The following is a 25,276-nucleotide window of genomic DNA, read 5'->3' on the forward strand; positions in this document are numbered from 1 at the left end:
TCACAGCTTCCCGCCCCGGCCGCCGTCGCGCCGCGGGGGCGCGATGAGCGTCGACAGGTACGGCAGCGGCGCCCCGTCCAGCTCGGCGGCCGGCCGCACCGACTCCTCCGGCAGCCCGAGCGCCGAACCCCACACGGCGCCCCCGGTCCGGCCGGTCTCCCGCAGCGCCTCGGCCACCTCGGCGGCCTGCCGCCCGAACTTGTACGCCACGACCGTCCCCGGCCCGGCCAGCGCCTCCCTGAGCACGGCGGAACCCGCCGTCACCGGCACCAGCGTCAGCGGCTCCGTCCCCTCCGTGAGCACGGCGCCCGAGCGCGCGGCCAGGTCCTGCATGGCGGTGATCCCGGGCACCGTCTCCACGACCACGCCCGGCACCAGCTCCGCGACGGTGTGCGCGAGATACGTGAACGTCGAGTACACGTTCGGATCGCCGATGGTGGCGAAGGCGACGGACCCGTGCCGCTCCAGGAGCGCGGCGACCTCGCTCCCGGCCGCGTCCCAGGCGGCCTCCCGGCGCGCCCGGTCGGTCCGCTCGTTCAGCGCGAACACCACCCGGACGATCTTCTCGCCGGCCACGTAGTGCAGCACGGTCGCCTCGGCCCGCCCCCGCTCCCCGGTGTCCATCACGGGGACGACCACGACCTCGGCCGCGCGCAGCGCGTTGACCCCCTTGACGGTCACCAGCTCCGGATCCCCGGGACCGACTCCGACCCCGACCAGCCTGCTGCTCATGACGTCCGGCACCTCTCCACGAACCGACGGGCCACGCCGGGCTCGGACGCCCAGTGCGTGTGCAGATAACTCGCGTGCACGCCCCGCTGCACGAATCCCTCGACCCGCCGCACCGGGGTGCGCAGCCCCCAGGCGGGAGCGGCGCCGGCGCCCGGCTCGACGGCCGTGCGGTGGAACTCGTGGCCGCGCATCCGGGTGCCGGCGGCGGCCAGCACACTGTCCCCGACGGCCACGGCGTCCCGGTAGCCCAGGGTCAGCCGTTCCGTCATGCGCGCGGTGGCGTCCAGCACGCCGCACATGGGCCGCCCGTCCAGCTCCCGGCACAGGTACAGCAGCCCCGCGCACTCGGCGGCCACGGGGGCGCCGCTCAGCGCGAGCTCGGCGATGTCCTTGCGCAGCGACTCGTTCGCGGACAGGTCGCTCGCGTACACCTCCGGGAACCCGCCGCCGACGACCAGCCCCGCGGTGCCGTCGGGCAGCCGCTCGTCCCGCAGCGGATCGAAGGTGGCGACCTCGGCTCCGGCGGCGGCGAGCAGCTCGGCGTGCTCGGCGTAGGCGAAGGTGAACGCGGGACCGCCGGCCACGGCGACCACGGGCGCCGGCTTCCCGCCCGGCCCGGCCGGGTGCCGGCCGGGCAGGTCGGGGGTCCAGGGGGCGGAGCCCCCCGGTACGGGACCGGCGGCGCGCGCGAGTGCTTCCAGCGCGTCCAGGTCACAGCCCCGCTCGACCTGCGCGGCCATCGCCCCGACGGAGTCGACCGCGTCGGCGTGCCGCTCGGCGACCGGCACCAGCCCCAGGTGCCGCGACGGCGTGTCCACCGCGGCGACCCGCCGCAGCACCCCGAGGACCGGCACCCCGGCCGCGTCCAGCGCCTCCCGGAGCAGCTCCTCGTGACGGTCGGAGCCGACCTTGTTCAGGACGACGCCCCCGACCCGCACCCCCGGGTCCCAGGACGCGAACCCGTGCACCAGCGCCGCCACCGACCGCGACTGCGACGACGCGTCCACCACGAGCACCACCGGCGCCCCCAGCAGCTTGGCCACCTGGGCGGTGGACGCCAGCTCGCCCTCCCCGGCCGCCCCGTCGTACAGGCCCATCACCCCCTCGACCACGGCCAGGTCGCAGCCCCGCGCCCCGTGCAGGAACAGCGGAGCGATCAGCTCCGGCCCGCACAGGTACGCGTCCAGGTTGCGCCCGACCCGCCCGGTCGCGAGCGCGTGGTACCCGGGGTCGATGTAGTCCGGCCCGACCTTGTGCGGGGACACGGCGAGCCCCCGCGCGGCGAACGCGGCCATCAGCCCCGTGGCGACGGTGGTCTTGCCACTGCCCGAGGAGGGCGCGGCGACGACCAGCCGGGGAACGGACGTCACCACTCGATGCCCCTCTGGCCCTTCTGGCCCGCGTCCATGGGGTGCTTCACCTTGGACATGTCGGTCACGAGGTCGGCGAAGTCCACCAGCTCGCCGGGGGCGTTGCGCCCGGTGATCACGACGTGCTGGGTCCCGGGCCGGTCCCGCAGCACCTCGATCACCTCGGCGGTGTCCACCCACCCCCAGTGCATCGGGTACGCGAACTCGTCCAGCACGTACAGCCGGTACGTCTGCGCCGCCAGGTCCCGCTTGACCTGCTCCCAGCCCTCGCGGGCCTTCTCCTCGTTGTCCATCTGGGCGTCCCGCTGGACCCAGGACCAGCCCTCGCCCATCTTGTGCCAGTCGACCGTGCCGCCCTCGCCGGAGGCGCCCAGCACACGCAGCGCGTTCTCCTCGCCGACCTTCCACTTGGCCGACTTCACGAACTGGAACACCCCGATCGGCCACCCCTGGTTCCAGGCCCGCAGCGCCAGCCCGAACGCGGCCGTGGACTTGCCCTTGCCGACGCCCGTGTGCACGACGACCAGCGGACGGTTCCGGCGCTGACGGGTCGTCAGCCCGTCGTCCGGTACGACGCTCGGCTGTCCCTGCGGCATTACGCGGCCCTCCTGTCGCCCTGAACGTCCCGCACCAGCCCGGCGATCGAGTCGGCCCGCAGCTCCTGAAGCGTCACGGCCGTACCCCCCAGCTCACCCGCCAGCCGCCCCGCGAGGCCCAGCCGCACCGGCCCCGCCTCGCAGTCCACGACCACCGACGCGACCCCGTCGGCCGCGAACAGCCGCGCCGCACGCCCCGCCAGCGCCACCGGCTCGGTCCCACCCGTCGCCCGGCCACCACCCCGGCCGGAGGCTCCCCCAGAGCCGGAAGCCTGGGGGGACCCCCATCGCGCCGCCCCTCCACCGGTCGCCCGCCCGTCGGTCACCACCACGACCAGCGCCCGCCGCGCCGGGTCCCGCAGCCGCTCCAGGCGCAGCACCTCGTGCGCCCTGAGCAGCCCGGCCGCGAGCGGCGTACGGCCACCGGTCGGCAGCGACTCCAGCCGGACGGCCGCCGCGTCCACCGACGAGGTCGGCGGCAGCGCGACCTCGGCCGAGGCGCCCCGGAAGGTCACCAGACCCACCTTGTCCCGCCGCTGGTAGGCGTCCAGCAGCAGCGACAGCACGGCACCCTTCACGGCGCCCATCCGCTGCCGCGCCGCCATCGAACCCGAGGCGTCCACCACGAACAGCACGAGGTTGCCCTCGCGGCCCTCCCGGGTCGCCTGCCGCAGATCGTCCCGGCGGACCACCAGTCCCGGCCCGGACCGGCCCCGCGCCCGCTGGTGCGGTGCGGCGGCCAGCACGGTCGCCGCGAGGTGCAGCCTGGTCAGCGCGCCCCGGGGCCGGCGGGCCCCGGTCGTGCGCCCGTGCTCGGTACGCGCCCGCGAGCGCCGGCCGGCGGCGCCCTCACCGACACCGGGCACGCTCAGCGCCTTGGGACGGAACGGCTGGGCGGCACGCGCGGCTGCCTGCTCCTGCGAACCGGACCCCTGCGGCTGCCCGCCCTCACCGGCCTCGGGTCGCGCGGCCGAGCCGCCGTCGCCCTCGGGACCGCCGCCGGGCGCGGGCCCGCCACCGCCGCCAGGACCGTCGGGACCGGGATCGTCGTCTCCGCCGTCCCCGTCCTGCCCCTCACCGTCGCCGTCGCCTTCGCCGGAGAACTGCTCCAGCGTCTCGTCCAGCCTGTCCTCGTCCAGGCCCGGCGCGTCGAAGGGGTTGCGGCGCCTGCGGTGCGGCAGCGCCAGCAGGGCGGCCTGCCGCACGTCCTCGGCGAGCACGTCCGTGCGCCCCGCCCACGCGGCCAGCGCGGTCGCCGTACGCGCCATCACGATGTCGGCCCGCATGCCGTCCACCTCGAACGCGGCACAGGTCGCCGCGATCTGCCGCAGCGCCCCGTCACCCAGTCGCACCTGCGGCAGCAACTGCCGCGCCGCGACGATCCGCTGCCGTACGGCGGCCTCCTCGCCGGCCCAGCGCGCGGCGAAGCCGGCCGGGTCGTCGTCGTAGGCCAGCCTGCGCCGCACCACCTCGACCCGCTGGTCCGGCTCCCGCGAGGCGGCGACCTCCACGGTCAGCCCGAAGCGGTCCAGCAACTGCGGCCGCAGCTCGCCCTCCTCGGGGTTCATGGTGCCGACGAGCAGGAACTTCGAGGCGTGCCGCACGGAGACGCCCTCGCGCTCGACGTAGGAGGCGCCCATCGCCGCCGCGTCCAGCAGCAGGTCCACCAGGTGGTCGTGGAGGAGGTTGACCTCGTCGACGTACAGGATGCCCCGGTGCGCGTCGGCCAGCAGGCCCGGCTCGAAGGCCTTCACGCCCTCGGCGAGCGCCCGCTCGATGTCCAGGGCGCCGACCAGCCGGTCCTCGGAGGCGCCGACGGGCAGCTCGACCATCCGCGCCGGGCGCGTCTCGAACGCCCCGGGCTCGTGCGGCCCGTCCGGGCAGGCGGGGTCGGGGGAGCCGGGATCGCAGGAGAAGCGGCAGCCGGAGACGACGTCCAGCTCGGGCATGAGCGCCGACAGGGCGCGCACCGCCGTGGACTTGGCGGTGCCCTTCTCGCCGCGCACCAGCACACCGCCGACCGCCGGGGATACGGCGTTCAGCAGCAGCGCGAGCCGCAGGTCGTCCTGGCCGACCACGGCCGTGAAAGGAAAGGGGGTGGTCACTGGTCGTCGCCCTCCAAGTCGCCTTCCAGCTCCAGATAGGTGGCGCGCAGCCGCTCCAGCGTGTCCGCGTCCGGCTCGGCCCACAGCCCGCGGTCCGCCGCCTCCAGCAGGCGCTCGGTGATGCCGCGCAGCGCCCACGGGTTGGACGTGCGCATGAAGTCCCGGTTCTCCGGGTCGAAGACGTACTCCGCGCTGAGCTTCTCGTACATCCAGTCGTCGACCACGCCCGCCGTGGCGTCGTAGCCGAACAGGTAGTCCACGGTCGCCGCCATCTCGAAGGCGCCCTTGTACCCGTGCCGCCTCATGGCCGCCATCCAGCGCGGGTTCACCACCCGCGCGCGGAAGACCCGGTGGGTCTCCTCGCCCAGCGTCCGTGTCCGCACCTGGTCCGGGACGGCGGAATCCCCCACGTAGGCCTCGGGGTTGGCGCCGGTCAGGTGCCGGACCATGGCGACCATGCCGCCGTGGTACTGGAAGTAGTCGTCGGCGTCGACCAGGTCGTGCTCGCGCGTGTCGACGTTCTTCGCCGCCACCGCGATCCGCCGGAACGCCGTCTCCATGTCCCCGCGCGCCGCCCGCCCGTCCAGGCCCCGCCCGTAGGCGTAGCCGCCCCAGACGGCGTACACCTCGGCCAGGTCCGCGTCACTGCGCCAGTTGCGGGCGTCGATCAGCGGCAGCAGGCCCGCTCCGTACGCGCCCGGCTTCGAGCCGAAGATCCGGGCCGTGGCCCGCCGCCGGTCGCCGTGCCCGGCCGCGTCCTCCTCCACGTGCGCCCGCACGTAGTTGGACCCGGCCGGTTCGTCCAGCTCCGCCACCGCCCGCACCGCGTCGTCGATCAGCCCCACGACGTGCGGGAACGCGTCCCGGAAGAAACCGGAGATGCGCACCGTGACGTCGATGCGCGGCCGGCCCAGTTCGGGCAGGGGGATCACCTCGAAGCCGGTCACCCGGCGCGAGGCGTCGTCCCAGACCGGGCGGCAGCCCAGCAGGGCCAGGATCTCGGCGATGTCGTCGCCCTGGGTGCGCATCGCGGACGTGCCCCACACCGTGAGGCCGACGGACCGCGGGTACTCCCCGGTGTCCTGCAGGTAGCGGGCCACGAGCGAGTCGGCGAGCGACTGGCCGACCTCCCAGCTCAGCCGGGACGGAATGGCCTTGGGGTCCACGGAGTAGAAGTTGCGGCCCGTCGGCAGCACGTTCACCAGGCCGCGCGTCGGCGAGCCCGACGGGCCCGCCGGGACGTAACCGCCGTCCAGCGCCCGCAGGATGTGACCGATCTCGTCCGTGGTCCGGGCGAGCCGCGGCACGACCTCGTCGCACGCGAACTCCAGCACGGCGGCCGCGGCCGGGAGCTCGGTGCCGAGGACGTCCCGGAGGACGGCGGGGACGGCCGTGCGGTCCCACGCCCGGGCCTCCAGGCCCTCGGCGGCCCGCCGGCACAGCCGCTCCAGCAGGTCGATCGCGTCGGCGGCGGTCCGGGCCGGGCCGTCGACCAGGCCGGTCAGCTCCGCCGGCACCTTCACCGGGGCGCCCGGCTCGGCCAGCAACTCCTTCTCCACCAGCCCGAAATGCTCCGCGAGGCAGGCCCGCAGACCCGGCAGGGCGTTCGCCTGCCCGCCCCACACCTGGGACGCCCGCAGCACCGCCAGCACCAGGTTCACGCGCGGCTCGCCGACCGGACCGCCGCCGAGGACGTGCAGGCCGTCGCGGATCTGCACGTCCTTGATCTCGCACAGGTAGCCGTCGATGTGCATGACGAACTCGTCGAACGCGTCGTCGTCCGGCTGCTCCGCCACGTGCAGGTCGTGGTGCAGCTCGGCGGCCTTGACCAGCGTCCAGATCTGCGCGCGCACCGCCGGTGCCTTCGCCGGGTCCAGGTCGGAGACGAGCGCGTACTCGTCCAGCAGCTGCTCCAGCTTGGCCAGGTCGCCGTAGGTGTCGGCGCGGGCCATCGGCGGCACGAGGTGGTCGACCACCGTGGCGTGCCCGCGCCGCTTGGCCTGCGTGCCCTCGCCGGGGTCGTTGACGATGAACGGGTAGACCAGCGGCAGGTCGCCGAGCACGGCGTCCGGGGCGCAGCCGCGCGACAGCCCCAGCCCCTTGCCGGGCAGCCACTCCATCGTGCCGTGCTTGCCCATGTGCACGATCGCGTCCGCGCGGAAGGTGTTCTCCAGCCACCGGTAGGCCGCCATGTAGTGGTGCGACGGCGGCATGTCGGGGTCGTGGTAGATCGAGATCGGGTTCTCCCCGAAGCCGCGCGGCGGCTGGATCATGACGACGACGTTGCCGAACCGCAGGGACGCCAGCACGATGTCGTCACCGTCGACGTACAGCGAGCCCGGCGGCTCGCCCCACGCCTCCAGCATGGCGCCCCTGAGGTCCGGATCGAGCCGGTCGAACCAGGCCCGGTAGTCGGCCAGCGGCACTCGCGCGGGCGCCGCGGCCAGCTGCTCCTCCGTGAGCCACTCGACGTCGTGGCCGCCCGCCGCGATGAGACGGTGGATCAGCTCGTCGCCGCCCTCCGGGTAGCCCTCGGCCGCGTACCCGGCGTCCCGCAGCGCGTCCAGCACCCGTACCGCCGAGGCGGGCGTGTCCAGGCCCACCGCGTTGCCGACCCGGGAGTGCTTGGTCGGGTAGGCGGTGAAGACCAGCGCGATCCTCTTCTCCGCGTTCGGCCGGTACCCCAGCCGCGCGTGCCGTACGGCGATCCCGGCGACCCGGGCGGCCCGCTCGGGGTCGGCGGCGTACACCGGGACGTCGTCCGGGCCCTGCTCCTTGAAGGAGAACGGCACCGTGACCAGCCGGCCGTCGAACTCGGGGATCGCGACCTGCATCGCCGCGTCCATGGGGGAGAGGGCGGCGTCCGACTCCGCCCAGGCGGCCCGCGAGGAGGTGAGGCAGAGCCCCTGCAGCACGGGCACGTCCAGGTCGGCGAGCGCCCCGATGTCCCAGGACTCGTCCTCGCCGCCGGCCGAGGCGTGCGAGGCGTGCGTGCCGCCGGCCGCGAGCACGGTGGCGACCAGCGCGTCGGCCCGCCCCAGCAGCTCGTACAGGCCCGGGTCCGCGCCGCGCAGCGAACCGCAGTACACCGGCAGGGCGTTGGCGCCCAGTGCCTCCACGGCGTCGCAGAGGGTGTCCACGAAGGCGGTGTTGCCGCTCAGCTCGTGCGCCCGGTAGAACAGCACGCCCACGGTCGGCCGGCCGTCCCGGAGTTCGTAGGCGCCGTGGACGCCGTACTCCGGCATCTTCCGCGGCGCCTCGAACCCCTCGCCGGTCAGCAGGACGGTGTCCGACAGGAACCGGGACAGCTCCAGCAGGTTCTCCGGGCCGCCCTCGACCAGGTACTTCAGCGCCTCGGCCACGACACCGGCCGGCACGGTCGACTCGGCCATCAGCTCGGCGTCCGGCACGGCCTCGCCGCCCAGCAGCACGGCCGGGATCCCGGACGCCTTCAGCGCGGCCAGCCCGTCCTCCCAGGCGCGCTTGCCGCCCAGCAGGCGTACGACGGCGAGGTCCGCGCCGTCGAGCAGCCGCGGCAGGTCCTGCCGGACGTCCACCCGGGACGGGTTGCCGATGCGGTAGCCGGCGCCGCAGGACCGGGCCGCCAGCAGGTCCGTGTCGGCGGTCGACAACAACAACACTGTGCTCATGCGGGCGCTCCCGGTGGGATGAAGGGCAGTCCTTGCGGCGCGCCGGACTCGATGAGCCGCCACAGCGCGTCCGTGTCCGCGTGCTGTTCGATCAGGTCGCCGAGCCGGTCGAGCTGCTCCTCGCGCAGCGCGGCGAAGGAGGTGTCCGGTGCCGGGACGAAGCGGCGGCCCGCGGCGGCGGCCACCTCGCGCAGGAAGGCCCGGCGGAAGCCGTCCGACTCCAGCGAGCCGTGCCAGTGGGTGCCCCAGACGCCCCCGACCCGGCAGCCGTCGAGGCTGTGTCCCCCGTCATCGGAGATGAACGCGTCCCCGCCGTCGACCGTGGCCACCCCGTGGTGGATCTCGTAGCCCTCGACGCGCTCGCCGAGGGCCTGCCCGGTGGGCCGGGTGAGGGTCTTCTCGCGGGCGAACCGCACCCGCACGGGCAGCAGACCGAGCCCTTCGACCTCGCCGGCGCGCGACTCGACCTCGTCCTCGATGCGCTCCCCGAGGATCTGGAAGCCGCCGCAGACACCGAGGACCGGGCGTCCTTCGGCGGCCCGCCGCACGAGGGCGTCCGCGAGCCCGCGCTCCCGCAGCCACCGCAGCGCCCGCACGGTGCCGCGCGTGCCCGGGATCACCACCAGGTCCGCGTCGGCCAGTTCCGCCGGGCGGTCCACGAACCGCACCACGACGCCCGGCTCGGCGGCCAGCGCGTCCACGTCGGTGAAGTTGGACATCAGCGGGACCGCGCACACGGCGACCCGCAGCACGTCCTCCCCGACCGGCTCGGCGACCGCGGACTCCCGCACGGTGCCGCGCAGCGACACGCGCAGGCCGTCCTCCTCGTCGATGCCGAGCCCGTGCCGGAACGGCAGCACGCCGTAGGTGCGCCGCCCGGTGAGCCCGTGGAGCATGTCCAGGCCGGGCCGGAGCAGGGAGACGTCCCCCCGGAACTTGTTCACCAGATAACCGGCGACGAGTTCCTGGTCCTCCCGGGACAGCAGCGCCACCGTGCCGAAGAAGGAGGCGAAGACACCGCCCCGGTCGATGTCGCCGACGACGAGCACGGGCAGCCGCGCCTTGCGCGCGAGTCCCATGTTGACGATGTCGGTCCGCCGCAGGTTGATCTCCGCGGGCGAACCGGCCCCCTCGCAGATCACCGCGTCGTACGTGCTCCGCAACTCGGCCAGGCAGTCCAGCACGGTGCCGAGCAGCCGGTGCTGCCTGCCCCCGTGGTAGCCGCGCGCGCTCATCTCGCCCACCGGCCTGCCCAGCAGCACCACCTGACTGCTCTGCTCGCCGCCCGGCTTGAGCAGCACGGGGTTCATCAGCGCGGTCGGCTCGGTCCGGCAGGCCTGGGCCTGCATCGCCTGGGCCCGGCCGATCTCGGCGCCCTCGCGGGTGACGAAGGAGTTGAGGGACATGTTCTGCGCCTTGAACGGCGCCACCTTCACGCCCTGGCGCACCAGCCACCGGCAGATCCCGGCCGTCACGACGCTCTTGCCGGCGTCCGAGGTGGTGCCGGCGACGAGGAGACCCCCGTTCACTTCCCACGTCCCTTCACGAGTCGGCGCGCGGCGACCGTGACGCCGAGCGCGAGCAGGCCGACGCGGCGGGAGAGCCGTACGGCCCGGTCGATGTCGGTGACCCGGACGGCGCGCCCGGCGTCCCCGTTGAGGACCGGCCGCCGCTCCACGCGCCCGCCGTAGGAGAGCGTGCCGCCCAGCCGGACGCCGAGGGCGCCGGCGAAGGAGGCCTCCACGGGCCCGGCGTTGGGGCTGGGATGCCGGGCCGCGTCCGCCTTCCAGGCGCGCAGCGCACCGCGCGGGTCGGGGCCGGCGAGGGCGGCGAGGACGGCGGTCAGGCGCGCCCCGGGCCACCCGGCGACGTCGTCCAGCCGGGCCGAGGCCCATCCGTAGCTCCGGTACCGGGGCGACCGGTGGCCCACCATCGCGTCCAGGGTGTTGACGGCGCGGAACCCCAGGAGGCCGGGCACCCCGCCGAGCGCACCCCACACCAGGGCGCCCACGACGGCGTCGGAGGTGTTCTCGGCCACGGACTCGACGACGGCCCGGGCGATCCCGTCGGCGTCCAGGGACTGCGGGTCCCGGCCGCACAGGTGCGGCAGCCGCGCCCGGGCCGCCTCGACGTCCCCCGCCTGGAGGGCGCGCCCGATGGTCCGGGCCTCCTTCACGAGGGAGGTTCCGCCGACGACGGCCCAGGTCGCGACGGCGGTCAGCGCCGCGCGGGCGGCGGGGGAGCGGCGTACGGCCCGCTCGGCCACGGTTCCCAGCGCGACGGCGCCACCGGCGCAGACGGCCGTGTGGAGGGCTCCCCACCCGCGGTGGTCGCGCCACAGCCCGCGCTCGACAGCCCCCGCCGCCCGTCCGAACAGGGCGACGGGATGGCCCCGGCGCGGATCGCCGAGGAGCAGATCGCCGAGGAGGCCGGCAGCGGCGCCGTACGCGTAGGAGCGATCGGCACCCATTGGCTCAGCCGGCCGTGGGCCGGGGGACGGTCCTGGTGCGTGTCCTCGATCGGCAGCCGAGCATGGCGATACGTGTCCTCACTCAGGGTGTCCGCGCCCTGGTTCGACGAGACCGGCGGCGAGAGTTCCTGGCTCCCGGGGGTTTCTACCCCGGTGACAGTGGCGGGACCGCGCCGGATTCGCACCGGCTTCCTCTCCTGCCGCCGTAGATGGCGTGGGCAGTCCACCACGGGCCGTGAACGGCCGTCAACCTGGCCGTGACCTGGGACGCCCGACTGTGCACAAGCCCACACCGGCCGGCTTCCGGCATGCGCGAGGCCCCCCACCGGAACGTGCCGGTGAGGGGCCTCGACCGCGGTCGATCAGGCCTTGGCCATGATCAGGTAGATCCCGTACGCCACCGCGGCCGCGCAGGCGGCGAAGCAGACGTACGCGCCCGTCAGGGCCAGGCCCGCGGAGCCGCCCTGTGCGGCGGCCTTCTCGCGCCGCACCAGGCCGTTGACGCCGAGCGTGAACACGGCCACGAGGCCCACCGTGAACACGAGGCTGACACCGAAGACGGAACCGATGGCCGCCCAGTCGATCTTCATATCAGTACTGCTTTCCTGTCACCGGGTGCTCGGGTCAGACCTTGGCGGCCGGCGGGGCCGCCTGGGTCGCGGAGGCGGGTTCGGCGCCGGCCGGAGCCGGGATGGTGGCCGCCAGGTCCTCGGCGGCCGCCGTGGGAGGCGGGATCACCGCGGCGATCGCGGCGGTCACCACGCCGGCCGGCTCGGTCTCGTCGACCTCGTTGACGTTGCTGTGGTCGACGACCTGGCGGCGCGAGAGCTTCCAGATGGCGGCGCTGGAGCCGACCAGGAACACGGCGACGACCGCGGTGCCCCAGTCGCCGAGGTCCGTCACGGCCTCGGCGCCCGCGCCGACCAGCGCGGCGGCCGGCAGGGTCAGCGCCCAGGCGACGACCATCCGGGTCGCCGTGGACCAGCGGACCACTCCGCCCTTGCGGCCCAGGCCCGTGCCCATCACCGAGCCGGAGACGACGTGGGTGGTGGAGAGGGAGAAGCCGAGGTGCGACGAGGCGAGGATGGCGGTGGCCGCGCTGGTCTGGGCGGCGAAGCCCTGCTGCGGCTCGAGGTCGGTCAGGCCCTTGCCCATGGTGCGGATGATGCGCCAGCCGCCGATGTAGGTGCCGAGCGCGATGGCCAGGCCGGCGGAGAGGATCACCCAGGTGGGAGGGTTGGAGCCGGGGGCGATGGCACCGCCCGCGATCAGCGCGAGGGTGATGATGCCCATCGTCTTCTGCGCGTCGTTCGTGCCGTGCGCGAGGGAGACCAGGCCGGCCGAGGCGATCTGGCCGGCGCGGTAGCCCTTGCGGGAGGCCTCGCCGTCGGCGTTCTTGCCCATGCCGTAGGAGAAGCGGGTGGCGAGCATCGCCGCGACGCCGGCCACGATCGGCGCGGCGACGGCGGGCAGCAGCACCTTGGTGACGAGGACGTCACCGTGGACGGCGCCGAAGCCCGCGGAGGCGATGGTGGCGCCGATCAGGCCGCCCATGAGGGCGTGCGAGGAGCTGGAGGGCAGTCCCACCAGCCAGGTCAGCAGGTTCCAGAGAATCGCGCCGACCAGGGCGGCGAAGATGACCTCGGGACGGATGCCGTTCTCATCGACGAGCCCCTTGGAGATCGTGTTGGCGACCTCCACGGAGAGGAAAGCGCCTACAAGGTTCAGCACGGCGGACATGGCCACCGCGACCTTGGGCTTGAGCGCGCCGGTCGAGATGGTGGTGGCCATCGCGTTGGCGGTGTCGTGGAAACCGTTCGTGAAATCGAACGCGAGTGCGGTTACCACCACAATCGCGAGGATCAGCGAGAAGCTTTCCATTTACCCAGGCAATCGTTCGAGCGTCATTGGCTGGATGAACGTAGGCAACCTGGGTGAACGGAAGGTGAACTGGGCCGGGCATCAGGGTGTCGGAAACAGGGGTGTGCCATTCCGGTCGCTCCCCGCCGCCACCGTCCGTGCCCGGCCGGTGGCAGGATCGGTACGGAACCGGCCGCGGCAGGCCGCCCAGGAGGGGAGCGAGCGGTGAGGGACGAGGAATCGCGGGTCTGGGAGACGTTGGTCACCACCGCCCGCCGGACCGTCGCCGACGGCCTGGTCGTCGGCACCTCCGGCAACGTCTCCGCGCGCGTCGGCGACCTCGTGCTGGTCACCCCCTCGGGCGTGCCCTACGACCGGCTGACCGGGGACGACCTCACCGCCGTCGACCTCACCGGGCGGCAGGTGCGCGGCACGCTCGTGCCGACCAGCGAGCTGCCGATGCACCTCGCCGTCTACCGCACCACCGACGCCCGCGCCGTCGTCCACACCCACGCCGTGCACGCCACGGCCGTCTCCACCCTGGTCACCGAGCTGCCCCCGATCCACTACATGGCCGCCGCGCTCGGCGGCCCGGTCCGGGTCGCCCCCTACGCCACCTACGGCACCGCCGAACTGGCCGAGAACATGCTGCGCGCCCTCGCCGGCCGCTCCGGCTGCCTGCTGCAGAACCACGGCACGATCACCTACGGCGCCGGCCTCGACCAGGCCTACGACCGCACCGCCCAGCTCGAGTGGATGTGCCGGCTGTGGCTCACGGCGTCCGCGGTGCCGGGCCGGACGCCTTCTCTGCTCAGCGAGGCACACATGGCCGAGGCCGGGGCACGTTTGAAGGGGTACGGCCAACGGAGGTGACCCTTGCTGTCCCGTTCCCTGTCCCCCCTGCTGCACGGCCCCCTGTTCCGGCGCCCGCCGTTCCCGGCCCGGTCCGGCCCTCGGCTGGCCGGTGACGGCGACCGCCCCGACACTGGAGCCGTGCGCACCGTCAGAGCGACCGCCGCCGCGCTCACCGCCGTCCTGGCCGCCGGCGCGGCCTCCGTGGCCGCCGGACGCCTCGCCAGCGACGCCGCGCTGAAGGCGCCCGCGGGCCGGCCCCTGCCCACCGAACCGCGGCTGACCGTGCACGCCACGGCCGCGGGGCAGATCACCCTCACCCGCGACCTGGCCTCGCTGCGGCCCGGCACCTACGGCCTGGCGGGCGACGGCTCCCACGCGGTCGTCGGCCCCGTCCTCGACGCGCCCGCACCCAGCGCGGACACGGTCGTGCGCCGCCTGGAGCGCGTCACGCACGGCACCCTCGCGCCCGGCGACTCCGTCCGGCTCACCCCGAACCTGTACGTCGGCGACCCGGGCACCGCCCTGGGACTCGAACACGCCGACATCGACATCCCCGGCGAGCTGGGCGCGCTGCCGGCCTGGTTCGTGCCCGGCGACCGGGACACCTGGGTGATCGCGGTGCACGGCCTCGGCACCACGCGCGAGCAGGCGCTGAACGTCATGAGATTCCTGCACGGCCGCCGTCTGCCGGTCCTCGCGCTCGCCTACCGCGGCGACCCGGGCGCCCCGCGCCCGCCGGACGGGCTGAACCACCTCGGCGAGACGGAGTGGCGCGACGTGGACGCGGCGATCCGCCACGCCGTCCGCCACGGCGCCCGCCGGGTCGTCCTGCTCGGCTGGTCCACCGGCGCCACCATGGCCCTGCTCGCCGCCCAGCACTCCGCGGTGCGTGAGCGCGTCGCCGGACTCGTCCTCGACTCGCCGGTGCTCAGCTGGCAGGCCACCCTGCGCGCCCTCGCCCGGGCCCGCCGCACCCCCGGGCCCCTGCTGCCGCTCGCGGTGCGGGCCGCGCAGGGCAGGGCCGGGCTGAACGCCGACCTGGCGGCCGGCCTCACCGATCCCGGCCGGCTCACCGTGCCGACGCTGATCGTCCACGGCCCGGACGACACGGTGGCCCCCTGGGTGTACTCCCGGCGTCTCGCCGACCGGCGTCCCGACGTCGTCGCCCTGCACACCGTCCCGCAGGCGCCGCACGCGGCCATGTGGAACGCGGACCCCGCGGAGTACGAGGAGCGCCTGCGCCGGTTCCTGACGCCGCTCATGTGACGCATCCCCGGTTCTCGACCGGGTTCCCGAGCCTGCTCCCGATCCGGCTTCCGCTCCGGTCGCGAACGAGGCGGAAGCCCCGGTTCCAGTGGTTCCGTTCACGGCTGTACGACTGGCCTGATGAGGACCACCGGCCCAGCCGGGAACGGTGTGCCTTGGCCAGCCCCGTCGCCCCGCGTGACATTCCGTTTGGGTTTTCGGACCGTCAACCGGAAGACTGCACCCGTGACGTCCCGTATCCCGCGCGACTCCAGGCTTCGACTCGTCCGACCGCGACCCCTGGCCGCCGCCCCCAGAGCTGTGAACCAGCGGCGCTCGCGCCGCCCCGCACCCCGGCCGCCGGAGGGCACCCCGGCCCCCGCCGAACTGGCCAGAATGGCGCGCATCGGCCTGGCCGGCGCGGTCCGTGTGGCCCGCTGGGCCGACGCCGCCCTCGGCCCCGGGAGCGACGCGGCCACCGCCGACGGCAAGGCCACGCTCTCCGAGGCGACCGCGGAACGTGCCGCCGCCGCGCTCGGGCTGAGCGCCGCTCAGATCCGCGCCGACTGGGACACCGCCCGCCTCGCCGGACTCGTCGAGGTGCACGGGGACAGCGCGCGCCCCGGCTGGCGCCTGCGCGCCTGGGACCGGGACGACAGCGCCGTGCTGCGCGGCTGGGTGGCCCTGTTCGACGCCTGGTCGCTCGCCTGCCCGGAGCCCGCCGGCCACGAGGCCGCCGGCGTCGCCGAGGTCGTCTCGGCCATGCCCCAGGTGCTCTCCTTCCTCCAGCTCTCCGCCGGCCCCGTGCCCGTCGACCAGCTCCTCGACCTGCTCCAGCAGCGGGTCACGGAACTGCGCACGGCCCGCTGCGAGGTCCCCTACGAGCCCGCCGCCGCGGGCCCCGCCGAGCCCGCGGCCACCGCCCCCGCCGGCGCCGCGGTCGCCGGGGCCACCGTCCTCGCCGAGGACCCCGCGGGCGCCGGGGAGGCCTCCCTCGCCCCGCTCCTCGACTGGGCCCTCCAGGCGCTCGCCTCCGTCGGCGCGCTGACCTACGGGGACGGCCAGGCGACGCTCACCCCGCTCGGCAGCTGGGCGGTCTGGGTCAAGCTGGAGCAGATCTGCGTGGCCGCGCAGAGCCCCGCCGGGAACATCGAGCAGTCCGCCGAGGACATGCTCCGCGGCTGCGCCCAGCTGCGCCCCAACGCGGCCCGCGCCGAGTACCGCGCCTGGCTCGCCGCCCGCCCCGTCGGCAGCGCCGTCACCGAACTGCTCGCCGCCGCCCGCGGCGAGGACGCCCTGCTGCGCGGCCTCGCCTTCGAGGCGCTGCGCGTCGTCGGCGCCCCCGCCGAGCCGGACGTGCGCGCCGTCGTCGAGGAGCCCGCCCTGCGGCCGTACGCCCTGCTGTGGCTCGCCGAGCACGACGGCGTCGACCCCGAGGACGCCCACGAGGTGCTCACCCGCGAGGAGGCCACCTGGCTGTGGGTCGACACCGCGGCCGCCGTCAGCGACCACGGCGAGACCGCGATGCTGGTACGGCACCTGGAGGCCGCGGTGCAGCCCACCGTGCCCGCGCTGCTGGACGAGGTCCGCGCCGTGGGACACCCGCGCACCGTGCAGGTCCTGGTCGCCCTCGCCGCGGCCCACCCCGACCCCGCCCTCGCCAAGGCCGTGCGCCGCGCCGCCTTCCAGGTGCACACCGGCGGATAGACCGCCGGGCGGGCGGTCCTCAGACGCCGGTCTGCGGGGCGTACGTCCCGAAGCTCCACACGTTGCCCTCGGTGTCCCGGGCCATGTAGTCCCGCGAGCCGTGGTCCTGGTCCGTCGGGGGCATCAGGATCTCCACGCCGTGCTCCACGGCCCGCTGGTGGTGGGCGTCGACGTCGTCCACGGCGACGTACACCCCCGCGGGCCCCGCGTCCTTCATCACCGCGTCGAAGAGCCCGCCGCGCCCCCTGGACCCGATCATCACCGCCCCGCCGCCCTGCACGAGCTCGGCGTGCAGCACCATGCCGCCCTCCGTCTCGTACACCGACAGCTCGGTGAAGCCGAGACCCTCCGTGAGCTGCCGGATCGCCGCCTTCGCGTCCGCGTACAGCAGCGTGGGGAACACGCCCGGCCGTCCACCCGTACCTGCCATGCCGATCACTCCCTCGTGTGCCGGTTCCGCCGGACCCCCGAGTCTTCCAGCCGCCACCGACAACGCCCCGCCCCCGACGCCCCGCCCCCGGACACGCGGACGGGGAAAACCGCTTGCACGGCCCCGTTAGACTGGTCCCCATGGCCATTCTCCTCGCGCATTAGACGGCGGGAACGTCCGCAGCCGCCCACCGCCAATCCCAGTACGCCCTGGAGTCTGTCCGTGATCACCGCCTCCGGTATCGAGCTGCGCGCCGGTGCGCGCGTCCTCATCGAGAACGCCACCTTCCGTGTCGCCAAGGGCGACCGCATCGGCCTCGTCGGCCGCAACGGCGCCGGCAAGACCACCCTCACCAAGTGCCTGGCCGGCGAGGGCATCCCGGCCGCCGGCCAGATCGCCCGCTCCGGCGAGGTCGGCTACCTCCCGCAGGACCCCCGCACCGGCGACCTCGACGTCCTCGCCCGCGACCGCATCCTCTCCGCGCGCGGCCTCGACGTGCTGATCCGCAAGATGCGAGAGAACGAGCAGCGCATCGCCAACGGCCAGGGCGCCACGCGTGAGAAGGCCCTCAGGCAGTACGAGCGCCAGGAGACGGAGTTCCTCACCAAGGGCGGCTACGCCGCCGAGGCCGAGGCCGCCACCATCGCCGCCGCGCTCAACCTGCCCGACCGGGTCCTCGGACAGCCGCTGCACACGCTCTCCGGTGGTCAGCGCCGCCGTATCGAGCTGGCCCGCATCCTGTTCTCGGACGCCGACACCCTGCTGCTGGACGAGCCGACCAACCACCTCGACGCGGACTCGATCACCTGGCTGCGCGACTACCTGAAGACGTACCGCGGCGGCTTCATCGTGATCTCCCACGACGTCGACCTGGTCGAGACGGTCGTCAACAAGGTCTTCTACCTGGATGCCAACCGCGCCCAGATCGACGTCTACAACATGGGCTGGAAGCTCTACCAGCAGCAGCGCGAGTCCGACGAGAAGCGCCGCAAGCGCGAGCGCGCCAACGCCGAGAAGAAGGCCGCCGCGCTCAACGCGCAGGCCGACAAGATGCGCGCCAAGGCCACCAAGACGGTCGCCGCGCAGAACATGGCCCGCCGGGCCGAGAAGCTGCTCTCCGGGCTCGACGAGGTCCGGATGTCCGACAAGGTCGCCAAGCTCCGCTTCCCCGAGCCCGCGCCCTGCGGCAAGACCCCGCTGATGGCCGAGGGCCTGTCGAAGTCGTACGGCTCGCTGGAGATCTTCACCGACGTCGACCTGGCCATCGACAAGGGCTCCCGGGTCGTCATCCTCGGCCTCAACGGCGCCGGCAAGACCACCCTGCTGCGCCTGCTGGGCGGCGTGGAGCAGCCGGACACCGGCCAGGTCGTCCCCGGCCACGGCCTCAAGCTCGGCTACTACGCCCAGGAGCACGAGACCCTGGACCCCGAGCGCACGGTCCTGGAGAACATGCGCTCGGCCGCGCCCGACCTGGACCTGGTCGAGGTCCGCAAGGTGCTCGGCTCGTTCCTGTTCTCCGGCGACGACGTCGACAAGCCGGCCGGTGTCCTCTCCGGCGGCGAGAAGACCCGGCTCGCGCTCGCGACCCTGGTCGTCTCCTCCGCCAACGTCCTGCTGCTCGACGAGCCGACCAACAACCTCGACCCCGCCAGCCGCGAGGAGATCCTCGGCGCCCTGCGCACCTACAAGGGCGCGGTCGTCCTCGTCACGCACGACGAGGGCGCCGTCGAGGCGCTCCAGCCGGAGCGGATCATCCTGCTGCCGGACGGCGTCGAGGACCTGTGGGGCTCCGACTACGCCGACCTCGTCGCCCTGGCTTGATCGAAAATCTGATCCACTGCGTATGGATCATTCGGCCGAGCCGTGATCCATCATCTGAGTGAGATCTCCTCGTATCGAGGTGTGTCCTACATCCATCCGCCGGCTGATCCCCCAGCATGCGGGGGGTCGGCCGACGCGCGCCTCTGACCTGGTACTTCGCGATTCCACCCGTTCGGCCCTGCGGACACGAGCCCCTGGAATACCGTCTTCCGCTTGTGGGGATCGGCTCCTGTCGTCACAACGATGTCTCACGGACCTTGCCGAATGGGTGGCCATCCCGCCCCGGAGGGGTGATCATGAGGAGACCAGAGCGCACTTCCCATGAGGAGGCACGGGTGGCCGAGACTCTGAAGAAGGGCAGCCGGGTGACCGGCGCCGCGCGCGACAAGCTCGCGGCAGACCTGAAGAAGAAGTACGACTCCGGTGCGAGCATCCGGGCGCTGGCCGAGGAGACCGGCCGCTCGTATGGCTTCGTGCACCGGATGCTCAGTGAGTCGGGCGTCACGCTTCGTGGGCGTGGTGGAGCGACCCGGGGCAAGAAGGCCGCTACGTCCTGACTCCGGGCGGCCCATCGGCTTCGATGGTGGCCACCCGGTCGGCCTGGTGATCGGCCGGGTGGTTACTGTGCAGTCACTTAGCATGCCGGTACGGCACTGCGCACTGACCGCACCCATCGGAGGCGCCCCATGGCTTCGCCCGACCAGGACCTCGCTCCTGTACTCGACAAGGACGGCGTACGGCTCACCGTCGACGACGCGCTCGCGACGGTGACGCTGGCCAACCCGGCCAAGCGCAACGCGCAGAGCCCCGCCCTCTGGCGGGCGCTCACCGAGGCCGGCCGGCTGCTGCCGGGCTCCGTCCGGGTCGTGGTGCTGCGCGGCGAGGGCAAGTCCTTCTCCGCCGGGCTGGACCGGCAGATGTTCACTCCGGAGGGGATCCCGGGCGAGCCGACCTTCATCGACCTCGCGCGCCGTGACGACGCCGGGCTCGACGCGACCATCGCCGAATACCAGGAGGCTTTCACCTGGTGGCGGCGCAACGACCTCGTGTCCATCGCCGCCGTCCAGGGACATGCTGTCGGTGCCGGTTTCCAGCTCGCGCTCGCCTGTGACCTCCGGGTGGTCGCCGACGACGTGCAGTTCGCCATGCGCGAGACCAGCCTGGGCCTGGTCCCGGACCTGACCGGTACGCATCCGCTCGTCGGTCTCGTCGGATACGCCCGCGCGCTCGAGATGTGCGTGACCGGGCGGTTCGTCGGGGCCGAGGAGGCGGTGGGGTCCGGCCTGGCCAACCTCGCCGTGCCCGCCGGTGAACTCGACGCCGCCGTACGGGACCTGGCCGCCGCGATGCTGGCCGCGCCCCGCGACGCCGTGGTGGAGACCAAGGCGTTGCTGCGCGGCGCACAGGGCCGGGACTACGAGTCCCAGCGCGCCGCCGAGCGGGCCGCCCAGGCCCGGCGCCTGCGGGACCTGGCCGGCCTCGGCGAGTGACCCGCGGGCCGGGCACCGGCCACCGCACGGATCCGCCGGGCCGCCTGCGCGGCCCGGCACTCCCGTCGGGTGCGCGCGGGACCGGCCTCCTCAGAAGCCGTGCCGCATCCCGCCGTCCACCGGCAGCATGATCCCCGTGAGGTAGGAAGCGGCCGGGGACAGCAGGAACGCCGCCACGCGCCCGAACTCCTCCGGCGTGCCGTAGCGCCGCAGGGGGATCCGCGACTCGTTGGCGGCGCGGGTGGCCTCCGGGTCCGCGGACAGGGAGTCCAGCTCGCGCACGCGGTCGGTGTCGATGCGGGACGGCAGCAGCCCCACGACCCGGATCCCGCGCGGCCCCAGCTCGTCGGAGATCGACTTCGCGAACCCGGCGAGCCCCGGCCGCAGCCCGTTGGACAGCGTCAGGCCCGGGATCGGCTCGTGCACCGATCCGGACAGCACGAAGCCGATGACACCGCCCGCCTCCAGCTCGGCCGCCGCCGCGCGGGCGAGCCGTACCGCACCGAGGAACACCGACTCGAACGCGTCCCGCCACTGCTCGTCGGTGTTGTCGGCGACGAAACCGGGCGGCGGGCCGCCGACGCTGACGAGCACCCCGTGGAAGCCGCCGAAGTGCTCCCGTGCCGCCGCGACGAGCCGCTCGGGCGCCCCCGCCTCGGCGTTGTCCACGGCCACGCCCACCGCGTTCGGGCCCAGCTCGGCGGCCGCGTCGGCCACCCGCTGCTCGTCACGGCCGGTGACGACCACCTTCGCGCCGTCGGCGACGAGCTCCCGTGCCGCGGCGTTGCCCAGCCCGCGGGTGGCGCCCGTGACGACGTACACCCGGTCCTTCAGTCCAAGATCCATGGTTCCCATCCTGCCGTGCGGTCATCCGGCCGTGTCCCCGGCCCCCGGGTCCCCGAAGAGGATCATGGCGGTGTTCACGAGGGCGATGTGGCTGAAGGCCTGCGGGAAGTTGCCCAGCTGGCAGCCGCCCACCGGGTCGTACTCCTCGGCCAGCAGCCCGACGTCGTTGACGAGCCCCGCCAGCCGCTCGAACAGCTCCCGCGCCTCCTTGGCGCGGCCCGTCAGGTGCAGGGCGTCGGCCAGCCAGAACGAGCAGGCCAGGAAGACGCCCTCGCCGTCCGGCAGCCCGTCGACCGCCGAGCCCTCGGTGTCGTAGCGGCGCAGGAACCCGCCGTGGCCCAGGTCGTCGCGCAGGGCGTCGACCGTGCCCACCACCCGCGGGTCGTCCGGGGGCAGGAAGCCCACCCGCGGAATGAGCAGCAGCGCCGCGTCCAGTTCCCGCGAACCGTAGTACTGCGTGAAGGTGTTCCGCTCGGGGTCGTACCCCTTCTCGCACACCTCCCGGTGCACCTCCTCGCGCAGCCGGCGCCAGCCCTCCAGGTCGCCCTTCAGGCCGGGGTGCTCCTCCAGGGTGCGCACGGCGCGGTCGGCGGCCACCCACACCATCACCTTCGAGTGGACGAACTGGCGCCGGCCGCCGCGCACCTCCCACAGCCCCTCGTCCGGCTGCCGCCACTGCGCCTGGAGGAACTCCATCAGCGCGCACTGCAGCGCCCACATGTGCGGCCGGGACGGCAGCCCCGAGGCCCGGGCGAGTGCCAGCGAGTCCATCACCTCGCCGTAGACGTCGAGCTGGAGCTGGTCCGCCGCGCCGTTGCCGGTGCGCACGGGCGTGGACCCGGCGAAGCCGGACAGCCAGGGCAGCTCGGTCTCCGACAGCCGCCGTTCACCCGCCACGCCGTACATGATCTGCAGGTCCGCCGGGTTGCCCGCCACCGCCCGCAGCAGCCAGTCGCGCCAGGCCGCGGCCTCCTCGTGGTAGCCCGCGGACAGCAGGGCGCCGAGGGTCAGGGTGGAGTCGCGCAGCCAGCAGTAGCGGTAGTCCCAGTTGCGCACGCCGCCGAGCTTCTCGGGCAGTGAGGTGGTCGGCGCGGCCACGATCCCGCCGGTCGGGGCGTAGGTGAGCGCCTTCAGGGTGATCAGGGACCTGACCACCGCGTCCCGGTGCGGACCGGCGTAGCGGCAGCGCGACGTCCAGCGCCGCCAGTCGGTGACGCTGCTGCTCAGCGCCTCGTAGGGGTCGACGAGCGGGGGACGCGGCTCGTGCGAGGGGTGCCAGGTGAGCACGAACGCGACCCGCTCGCCCTCGGCGACCGTGAACTCGGCGTGGGTGCCCATGTGCTCGCCCCAGGTGTGCACGGCCGGCTCGGAGCGCAGCCACGCCGAGTCCGGTCCGGCGACGGCCACCCGGTGACCGTCGGAGCGGCGCATCCAGGGGACGATCGAGCCGTAGTCGAAGCGCAGCCGCAGCGTGCTGCGGACGGTCACGCGCCCGCTGACGCCCTCCACGACGCGTACGACGTCGGGGGCGCGCTCGCGCTGCGGCATCAGGTCGGTCACCCGGACCGTGCCGTCGGCGGTCTCCCACTCGGTGTCCAGCACGAGGGTGCCGGGCCGGTAGGCGCGGCGGGTGGAGGTGTCCGCGCCCTTCGGCGCGATGCGCCAGTACCCGTTGTCCTCGTCGCCCAGGAGCCTCGCGAAGCAGGCGCCGGAGTCGAAGCGCGGCAGGCACAGCCAGTCGATCGAGCCGTCCCTGCCGACCAGGGCCGCGGTCTGTTCGTCGCCGATGAGGGCGTAGTCCTCGATGCGCGCGTTCACGGGGAGCGGTTTCCCTGCGGAAATGGGGGCCAATCAGGTGGTGCGCCGGGGGAGTGACGCCGCGGCGGCCTGCCGCGGGGCGCTCAGACCGTGGCCGGTTCCGATTCCTCCGTCTCGTTCTCGGCCGTGGCCTCCTCCTGGTCGCGGATCTCGCGCCGCACCAGGAACCACCAGCCGACCGGGACGCCCGCGGCGAACAGCCACCACTGGATCATGTAGGCGTAGTTCAGCGGGGCGTCCTCGCTGCCGGGGTCGGAGATCTGCTCCGGGGAGCCCCCCTTGGGCGCGGGCGCCGTCTGCTGGATGTAGCCGCCGAGCACCTCCGCGCCGAGCCGCCGCGCCTCCTGAGCGCTGTTGATCAGCATGATCTGCCGGTCCGGGAGGCCCTTGATGTTCTTGATGCCGCTCGCGGCGGTGGTCTCGTCCGCCATCAGCCGCCCGCTGACGGTGGTCCGCCCGGCGGGCGGCGCGGGGATCTTCGGGAAGGCGGTCTGGGCGCCGTCCGCGGGGATCCAGCCCCGGTTGACGAGCAGCACCTTGCCGTCACTCAGCACGAACGGGGTGAGGACGTGGAAACCGACCTCGCCGTCGGAGCCGGTCCGGCGCCGGACCACCACTTCGCGGGAGGTGTCGAAGGTGCCGGTCGCGGTGACCGTGCGGTACCTCTCGGTGCGGGTCACGGCGTGTCCGGGGGAGGTGAGGCGCTCCACCGGCACCGGCTTGGCGCGCAGTGCGGCCGAGACCAGGTTGTTCCGGGCGGTGCGCTCCTCGTACCGGTGCTGCTGCCAGAAGCCGAGCCTTATCATCGCCGGGATCAGTGCGATCGCGACGAGGGTGAGGATCACCCACTGGCGGGTCAGCAGGAAGCGGTAGCGGTGCACCCCACGACGGTACCTCCGGGCCGCGGGGTGCATTCAGGCGGGTACCGGGTCACACCCGGTCGACGATGCCCACCTTTCCCTCGGCGCGGGCGCAGTGGGCGCCGCAGTAGAACTTGCCGTCGGCCTCCACGCCCTGCCCGATGATCTGCACCCGGCAGTGCTCGCAGATCGGGGCCATGCGGTGGATCGCGCACGAGAAGCAGTCGAAGACGTGCACGGCTCCCTGTGCGTGGACCTCGAAGGTCATCCCGTAGTCATTGCCGCAAACTTCGCATTTCGCCATGCGCCACAGGGTGAGCCGTCACCCGGGTCCGGGCGAGCGCGTGCCGGGCGAGTCGCGGGCCAATCACCCGGTCGTACGATCATCCCCCCGGCGGGTCGCCCGGGTCACTCCCCAGCGGGCTCCACATCCCTCAGCAGCTGCCCGAAGGCGGCCTCGTCGACGATCGGCGTGCCGAACTGCCGGGCCTTGACCACCTTGCTCGTGCCCGAGTCCGGGTCGTTGGTGACCAGCAGGCTGGTCAGCCGGGAGATGCTGCCCGCCACGTGCAGTCCGGCCTCGGTCGCCCGGTCCTCCAGCAGCTCGCGCTCGGTGGAGGTGTCACCGGAGAACGCCACCCGCATGCCCTGTTTGAGTCGTTCGCCGTCCTCGTACCGGCCCGGGTTGGGGTACGGGCAGGCGGGTCTCTTCCGGGCGGGACGCCAACCGCCGGGCCGGTAGCCGCCGTAGCCGCCCGTGGACTGCCGGGGCACGGGCCGGTCCGACCACTCCGTCAGCGGCCGGCACTCCAGCAGCGGCAGCCGGACGCCGCCCGCCGCCGCGGCCCGCAGGCTCGGCCGGAACACCTCGGCGAGCACCCGCGCGTCGTCCAGCGCGTGGTGCGCCCGCTGCTGGACGACCCCGAAGTGCGCCGCCAGCGACTCCAGTTTGAAGTTGGGCAGCACCAGGCCCAGTTCCTTGGACAGCGCGATGGTGCACAGCCGCTGCCGCACCGGGGCCTCGCGCCGGGCGCGCGCGTACTCGCGCGCGATCATCTGCCAGTCGAAGACCGCGTTGTGCGCGACCAGCACCCGGCCGTCCAGCCGGGCCGCGAACTCCTCGGCGACCTCCCCGAAGAGCGGCGCCCCGTCGAGCACCTCGCTCGTCAGGCCGTGTATCCACACCGGGCCCGGATCGCGCTCCGGGTTGACCAGCGTGTACCAGTGGTCCTCGACCTCGCCGCGCTCGTCCAGCCGGTACACGGCCGCGGAGATGATCCGGTCGTCCCGGGCCAGGCCGGTGGTCTCCACGTCAACGACCGCGTATCCCTTCGGATACGCGGCCGGCCACTGGGTGGGGGAGGACACTGCGGTCGCACGGTCTTCGAGCATGGTCACTGAGGATAAGGGCCCCGACCGAC

21 protein-coding genes and 1 riboswitch are annotated in these 25,276 nt (G+C 74.0%); of the genes, 6 read left to right on the plus strand and 15 right to left on the minus strand.

Annotated elements, in window-relative coordinates:
• The 9 genes from cobI to AQJ66_RS30980 all read right to left on the minus strand — a co-directional run bounded on the left by cobI (position 1) and on the right by AQJ66_RS30980 (position 12,804).
• On the minus strand, positions 1 to 732 hold the full coding sequence (gene cobI, locus AQJ66_RS30940; RefSeq protein ID WP_107119099.1) for a precorrin-2 C(20)-methyltransferase: 732 nt from the start codon (positions 730 to 732) through the stop codon (positions 1 to 3).
• Positions 729 to 2,105 (minus strand): cobyrinic acid a,c-diamide synthase CobB, encoded by a 1,377-nt coding sequence (locus AQJ66_RS30945; protein WP_061928558.1) that lies wholly within the window; start codon positions 2,103 to 2,105, stop codon positions 729 to 731. Before AQJ66_RS30945 ends, cobI begins: the two co-directional genes overlap by 4 nt.
• Positions 2,099 to 2,698, minus strand: coding sequence for a cob(I)yrinic acid a,c-diamide adenosyltransferase (gene cobO / locus AQJ66_RS30950; protein ID WP_061928560.1), 600 nt, complete (start codon positions 2,696 to 2,698; stop codon positions 2,099 to 2,101). Before cobO ends, AQJ66_RS30945 begins: the two co-directional genes overlap by 7 nt.
• A complete protein-coding gene (locus AQJ66_RS30955; RefSeq protein WP_061928562.1) occupies positions 2,698 to 4,803 on the minus strand; it encodes a putative cobaltochelatase in 2,106 nt (701 codons plus the stop codon). The genes cobO and AQJ66_RS30955 overlap by 1 nt, the downstream gene beginning before the upstream one ends.
• Positions 4,800 to 8,453, minus strand: coding sequence for a cobaltochelatase subunit CobN (gene cobN / locus AQJ66_RS30960; protein WP_079060530.1), 3,654 nt, complete (start codon positions 8,451 to 8,453; stop codon positions 4,800 to 4,802). Before cobN ends, AQJ66_RS30955 begins: the two co-directional genes overlap by 4 nt.
• On the minus strand, positions 8,450 to 9,982 hold the full coding sequence (locus AQJ66_RS30965) for a cobyric acid synthase (RefSeq protein ID WP_061928566.1): 1,533 nt from the start codon (positions 9,980 to 9,982) through the stop codon (positions 8,450 to 8,452). The genes cobN and AQJ66_RS30965 overlap by 4 nt, the downstream gene beginning before the upstream one ends.
• Complete coding sequence (locus AQJ66_RS30970; protein ID WP_061928568.1) at positions 9,979 to 10,923, minus strand: cobalamin biosynthesis protein; 945 nt, start codon at positions 10,921 to 10,923, stop codon at positions 9,979 to 9,981. Before AQJ66_RS30970 ends, AQJ66_RS30965 begins: the two co-directional genes overlap by 4 nt.
• A gap of 103 nt (positions 10,924 to 11,026) precedes the next feature.
• Positions 11,027 to 11,166, minus strand: a riboswitch (cobalamin riboswitch).
• 119 nt (positions 11,167 to 11,285) lie between these two features.
• Positions 11,286 to 11,513: a hypothetical protein gene (locus AQJ66_RS30975; protein WP_061928570.1), complete on the minus strand. Its 228-nt coding sequence runs from the start codon at positions 11,511 to 11,513 to the stop codon at positions 11,286 to 11,288.
• A 34-nt stretch (positions 11,514 to 11,547) separates the two neighbouring features.
• Positions 11,548 to 12,804 (minus strand): inorganic phosphate transporter, encoded by a 1,257-nt coding sequence (locus tag AQJ66_RS30980; RefSeq protein ID WP_061928572.1) that lies wholly within the window; start codon positions 12,802 to 12,804, stop codon positions 11,548 to 11,550.
• A 204-nt stretch (positions 12,805 to 13,008) separates the two neighbouring features.
• On the opposite strand from AQJ66_RS30980, the gene AQJ66_RS30985 reads away from it, so the two are divergent.
• The 3 genes from AQJ66_RS30985 (at position 13,009) to AQJ66_RS30995 (ending at position 16,590) form a co-directional block, all read left to right on the plus strand.
• Positions 13,009 to 13,656: a class II aldolase/adducin family protein gene (locus tag AQJ66_RS30985; RefSeq protein WP_208611490.1), complete on the plus strand. Its 648-nt coding sequence runs from the start codon at positions 13,009 to 13,011 to the stop codon at positions 13,654 to 13,656.
• A gap of 120 nt (positions 13,657 to 13,776) precedes the next feature.
• A complete protein-coding gene (locus AQJ66_RS30990; protein WP_061928674.1) occupies positions 13,777 to 14,904 on the plus strand; it encodes an alpha/beta hydrolase in 1,128 nt (375 codons plus the stop codon).
• A 225-nt stretch (positions 14,905 to 15,129) separates the two neighbouring features.
• Positions 15,130 to 16,590: a hypothetical protein gene (locus AQJ66_RS30995; RefSeq protein ID WP_208611491.1), complete on the plus strand. Its 1,461-nt coding sequence runs from the start codon at positions 15,130 to 15,132 to the stop codon at positions 16,588 to 16,590.
• A 19-nt stretch (positions 16,591 to 16,609) separates the two neighbouring features.
• Here the strand turns inward: AQJ66_RS30995 and AQJ66_RS31000 are convergent, their stop codons facing one another.
• Positions 16,610 to 17,020, minus strand: coding sequence for a VOC family protein (locus AQJ66_RS31000; protein WP_061928676.1), 411 nt, complete (start codon positions 17,018 to 17,020; stop codon positions 16,610 to 16,612).
• A gap of 222 nt (positions 17,021 to 17,242) precedes the next feature.
• On the opposite strand from AQJ66_RS31000, the gene AQJ66_RS31005 reads away from it, so the two are divergent.
• The 3 genes from AQJ66_RS31005 to AQJ66_RS31015 all read left to right on the plus strand — a co-directional run bounded on the left by AQJ66_RS31005 (position 17,243) and on the right by AQJ66_RS31015 (position 20,331).
• On the plus strand, positions 17,243 to 18,841 hold the full coding sequence (locus AQJ66_RS31005; RefSeq protein ID WP_061928578.1) for an ABC-F family ATP-binding cassette domain-containing protein: 1,599 nt from the start codon (positions 17,243 to 17,245) through the stop codon (positions 18,839 to 18,841).
• Between the two features lie 335 nt (positions 18,842 to 19,176).
• The gene (locus AQJ66_RS31010; RefSeq protein WP_010355597.1) at positions 19,177 to 19,398 is read left to right on the plus strand and encodes a helix-turn-helix domain-containing protein; all 222 of its coding nucleotides are present in this window, start codon (positions 19,177 to 19,179) and stop codon (positions 19,396 to 19,398) included.
• Positions 19,399 to 19,527: 129 nt separating this feature from the next.
• Positions 19,528 to 20,331, plus strand: coding sequence for an enoyl-CoA hydratase/isomerase family protein (locus tag AQJ66_RS31015; RefSeq protein WP_061928580.1), 804 nt, complete (start codon positions 19,528 to 19,530; stop codon positions 20,329 to 20,331).
• Positions 20,332 to 20,421: 90 nt separating this feature from the next.
• On the opposite strand, the gene AQJ66_RS31020 is transcribed toward AQJ66_RS31015, so the two are convergent.
• The 5 genes from AQJ66_RS31020 to AQJ66_RS31040 all read right to left on the minus strand — a co-directional run bounded on the left by AQJ66_RS31020 (position 20,422) and on the right by AQJ66_RS31040 (position 25,247).
• On the minus strand, positions 20,422 to 21,177 hold the full coding sequence (locus AQJ66_RS31020; protein WP_061928582.1) for an SDR family oxidoreductase: 756 nt from the start codon (positions 21,175 to 21,177) through the stop codon (positions 20,422 to 20,424).
• A 21-nt stretch (positions 21,178 to 21,198) separates the two neighbouring features.
• Positions 21,199 to 22,995, minus strand: coding sequence for a glycoside hydrolase family 15 protein (locus AQJ66_RS31025; RefSeq protein ID WP_061928584.1), 1,797 nt, complete (start codon positions 22,993 to 22,995; stop codon positions 21,199 to 21,201).
• Between the two features lie 83 nt (positions 22,996 to 23,078).
• Entirely contained in the window at positions 23,079 to 23,876 is a 798-nt protein-coding gene (locus AQJ66_RS31030; RefSeq protein ID WP_079060531.1) for an SURF1 family cytochrome oxidase biogenesis protein, read from the minus strand.
• Between the two features lie 49 nt (positions 23,877 to 23,925).
• Positions 23,926 to 24,159: a hypothetical protein gene (locus tag AQJ66_RS31035; RefSeq protein WP_061928587.1), complete on the minus strand. Its 234-nt coding sequence runs from the start codon at positions 24,157 to 24,159 to the stop codon at positions 23,926 to 23,928.
• A gap of 104 nt (positions 24,160 to 24,263) precedes the next feature.
• Positions 24,264 to 25,247, minus strand: a complete 984-nt coding sequence (locus tag AQJ66_RS31040; protein WP_061928678.1) for a DEDDh family exonuclease — start codon at positions 25,245 to 25,247, stop codon at positions 24,264 to 24,266.
• Between the last annotated feature and the right edge of the window lie 29 nt (positions 25,248 to 25,276).

Source organism: Streptomyces bungoensis, assembly GCF_001514215.1.
Classification (GTDB): Bacteria; Actinomycetota; Actinomycetes; order Streptomycetales; family Streptomycetaceae; genus Streptomyces; species Streptomyces bungoensis.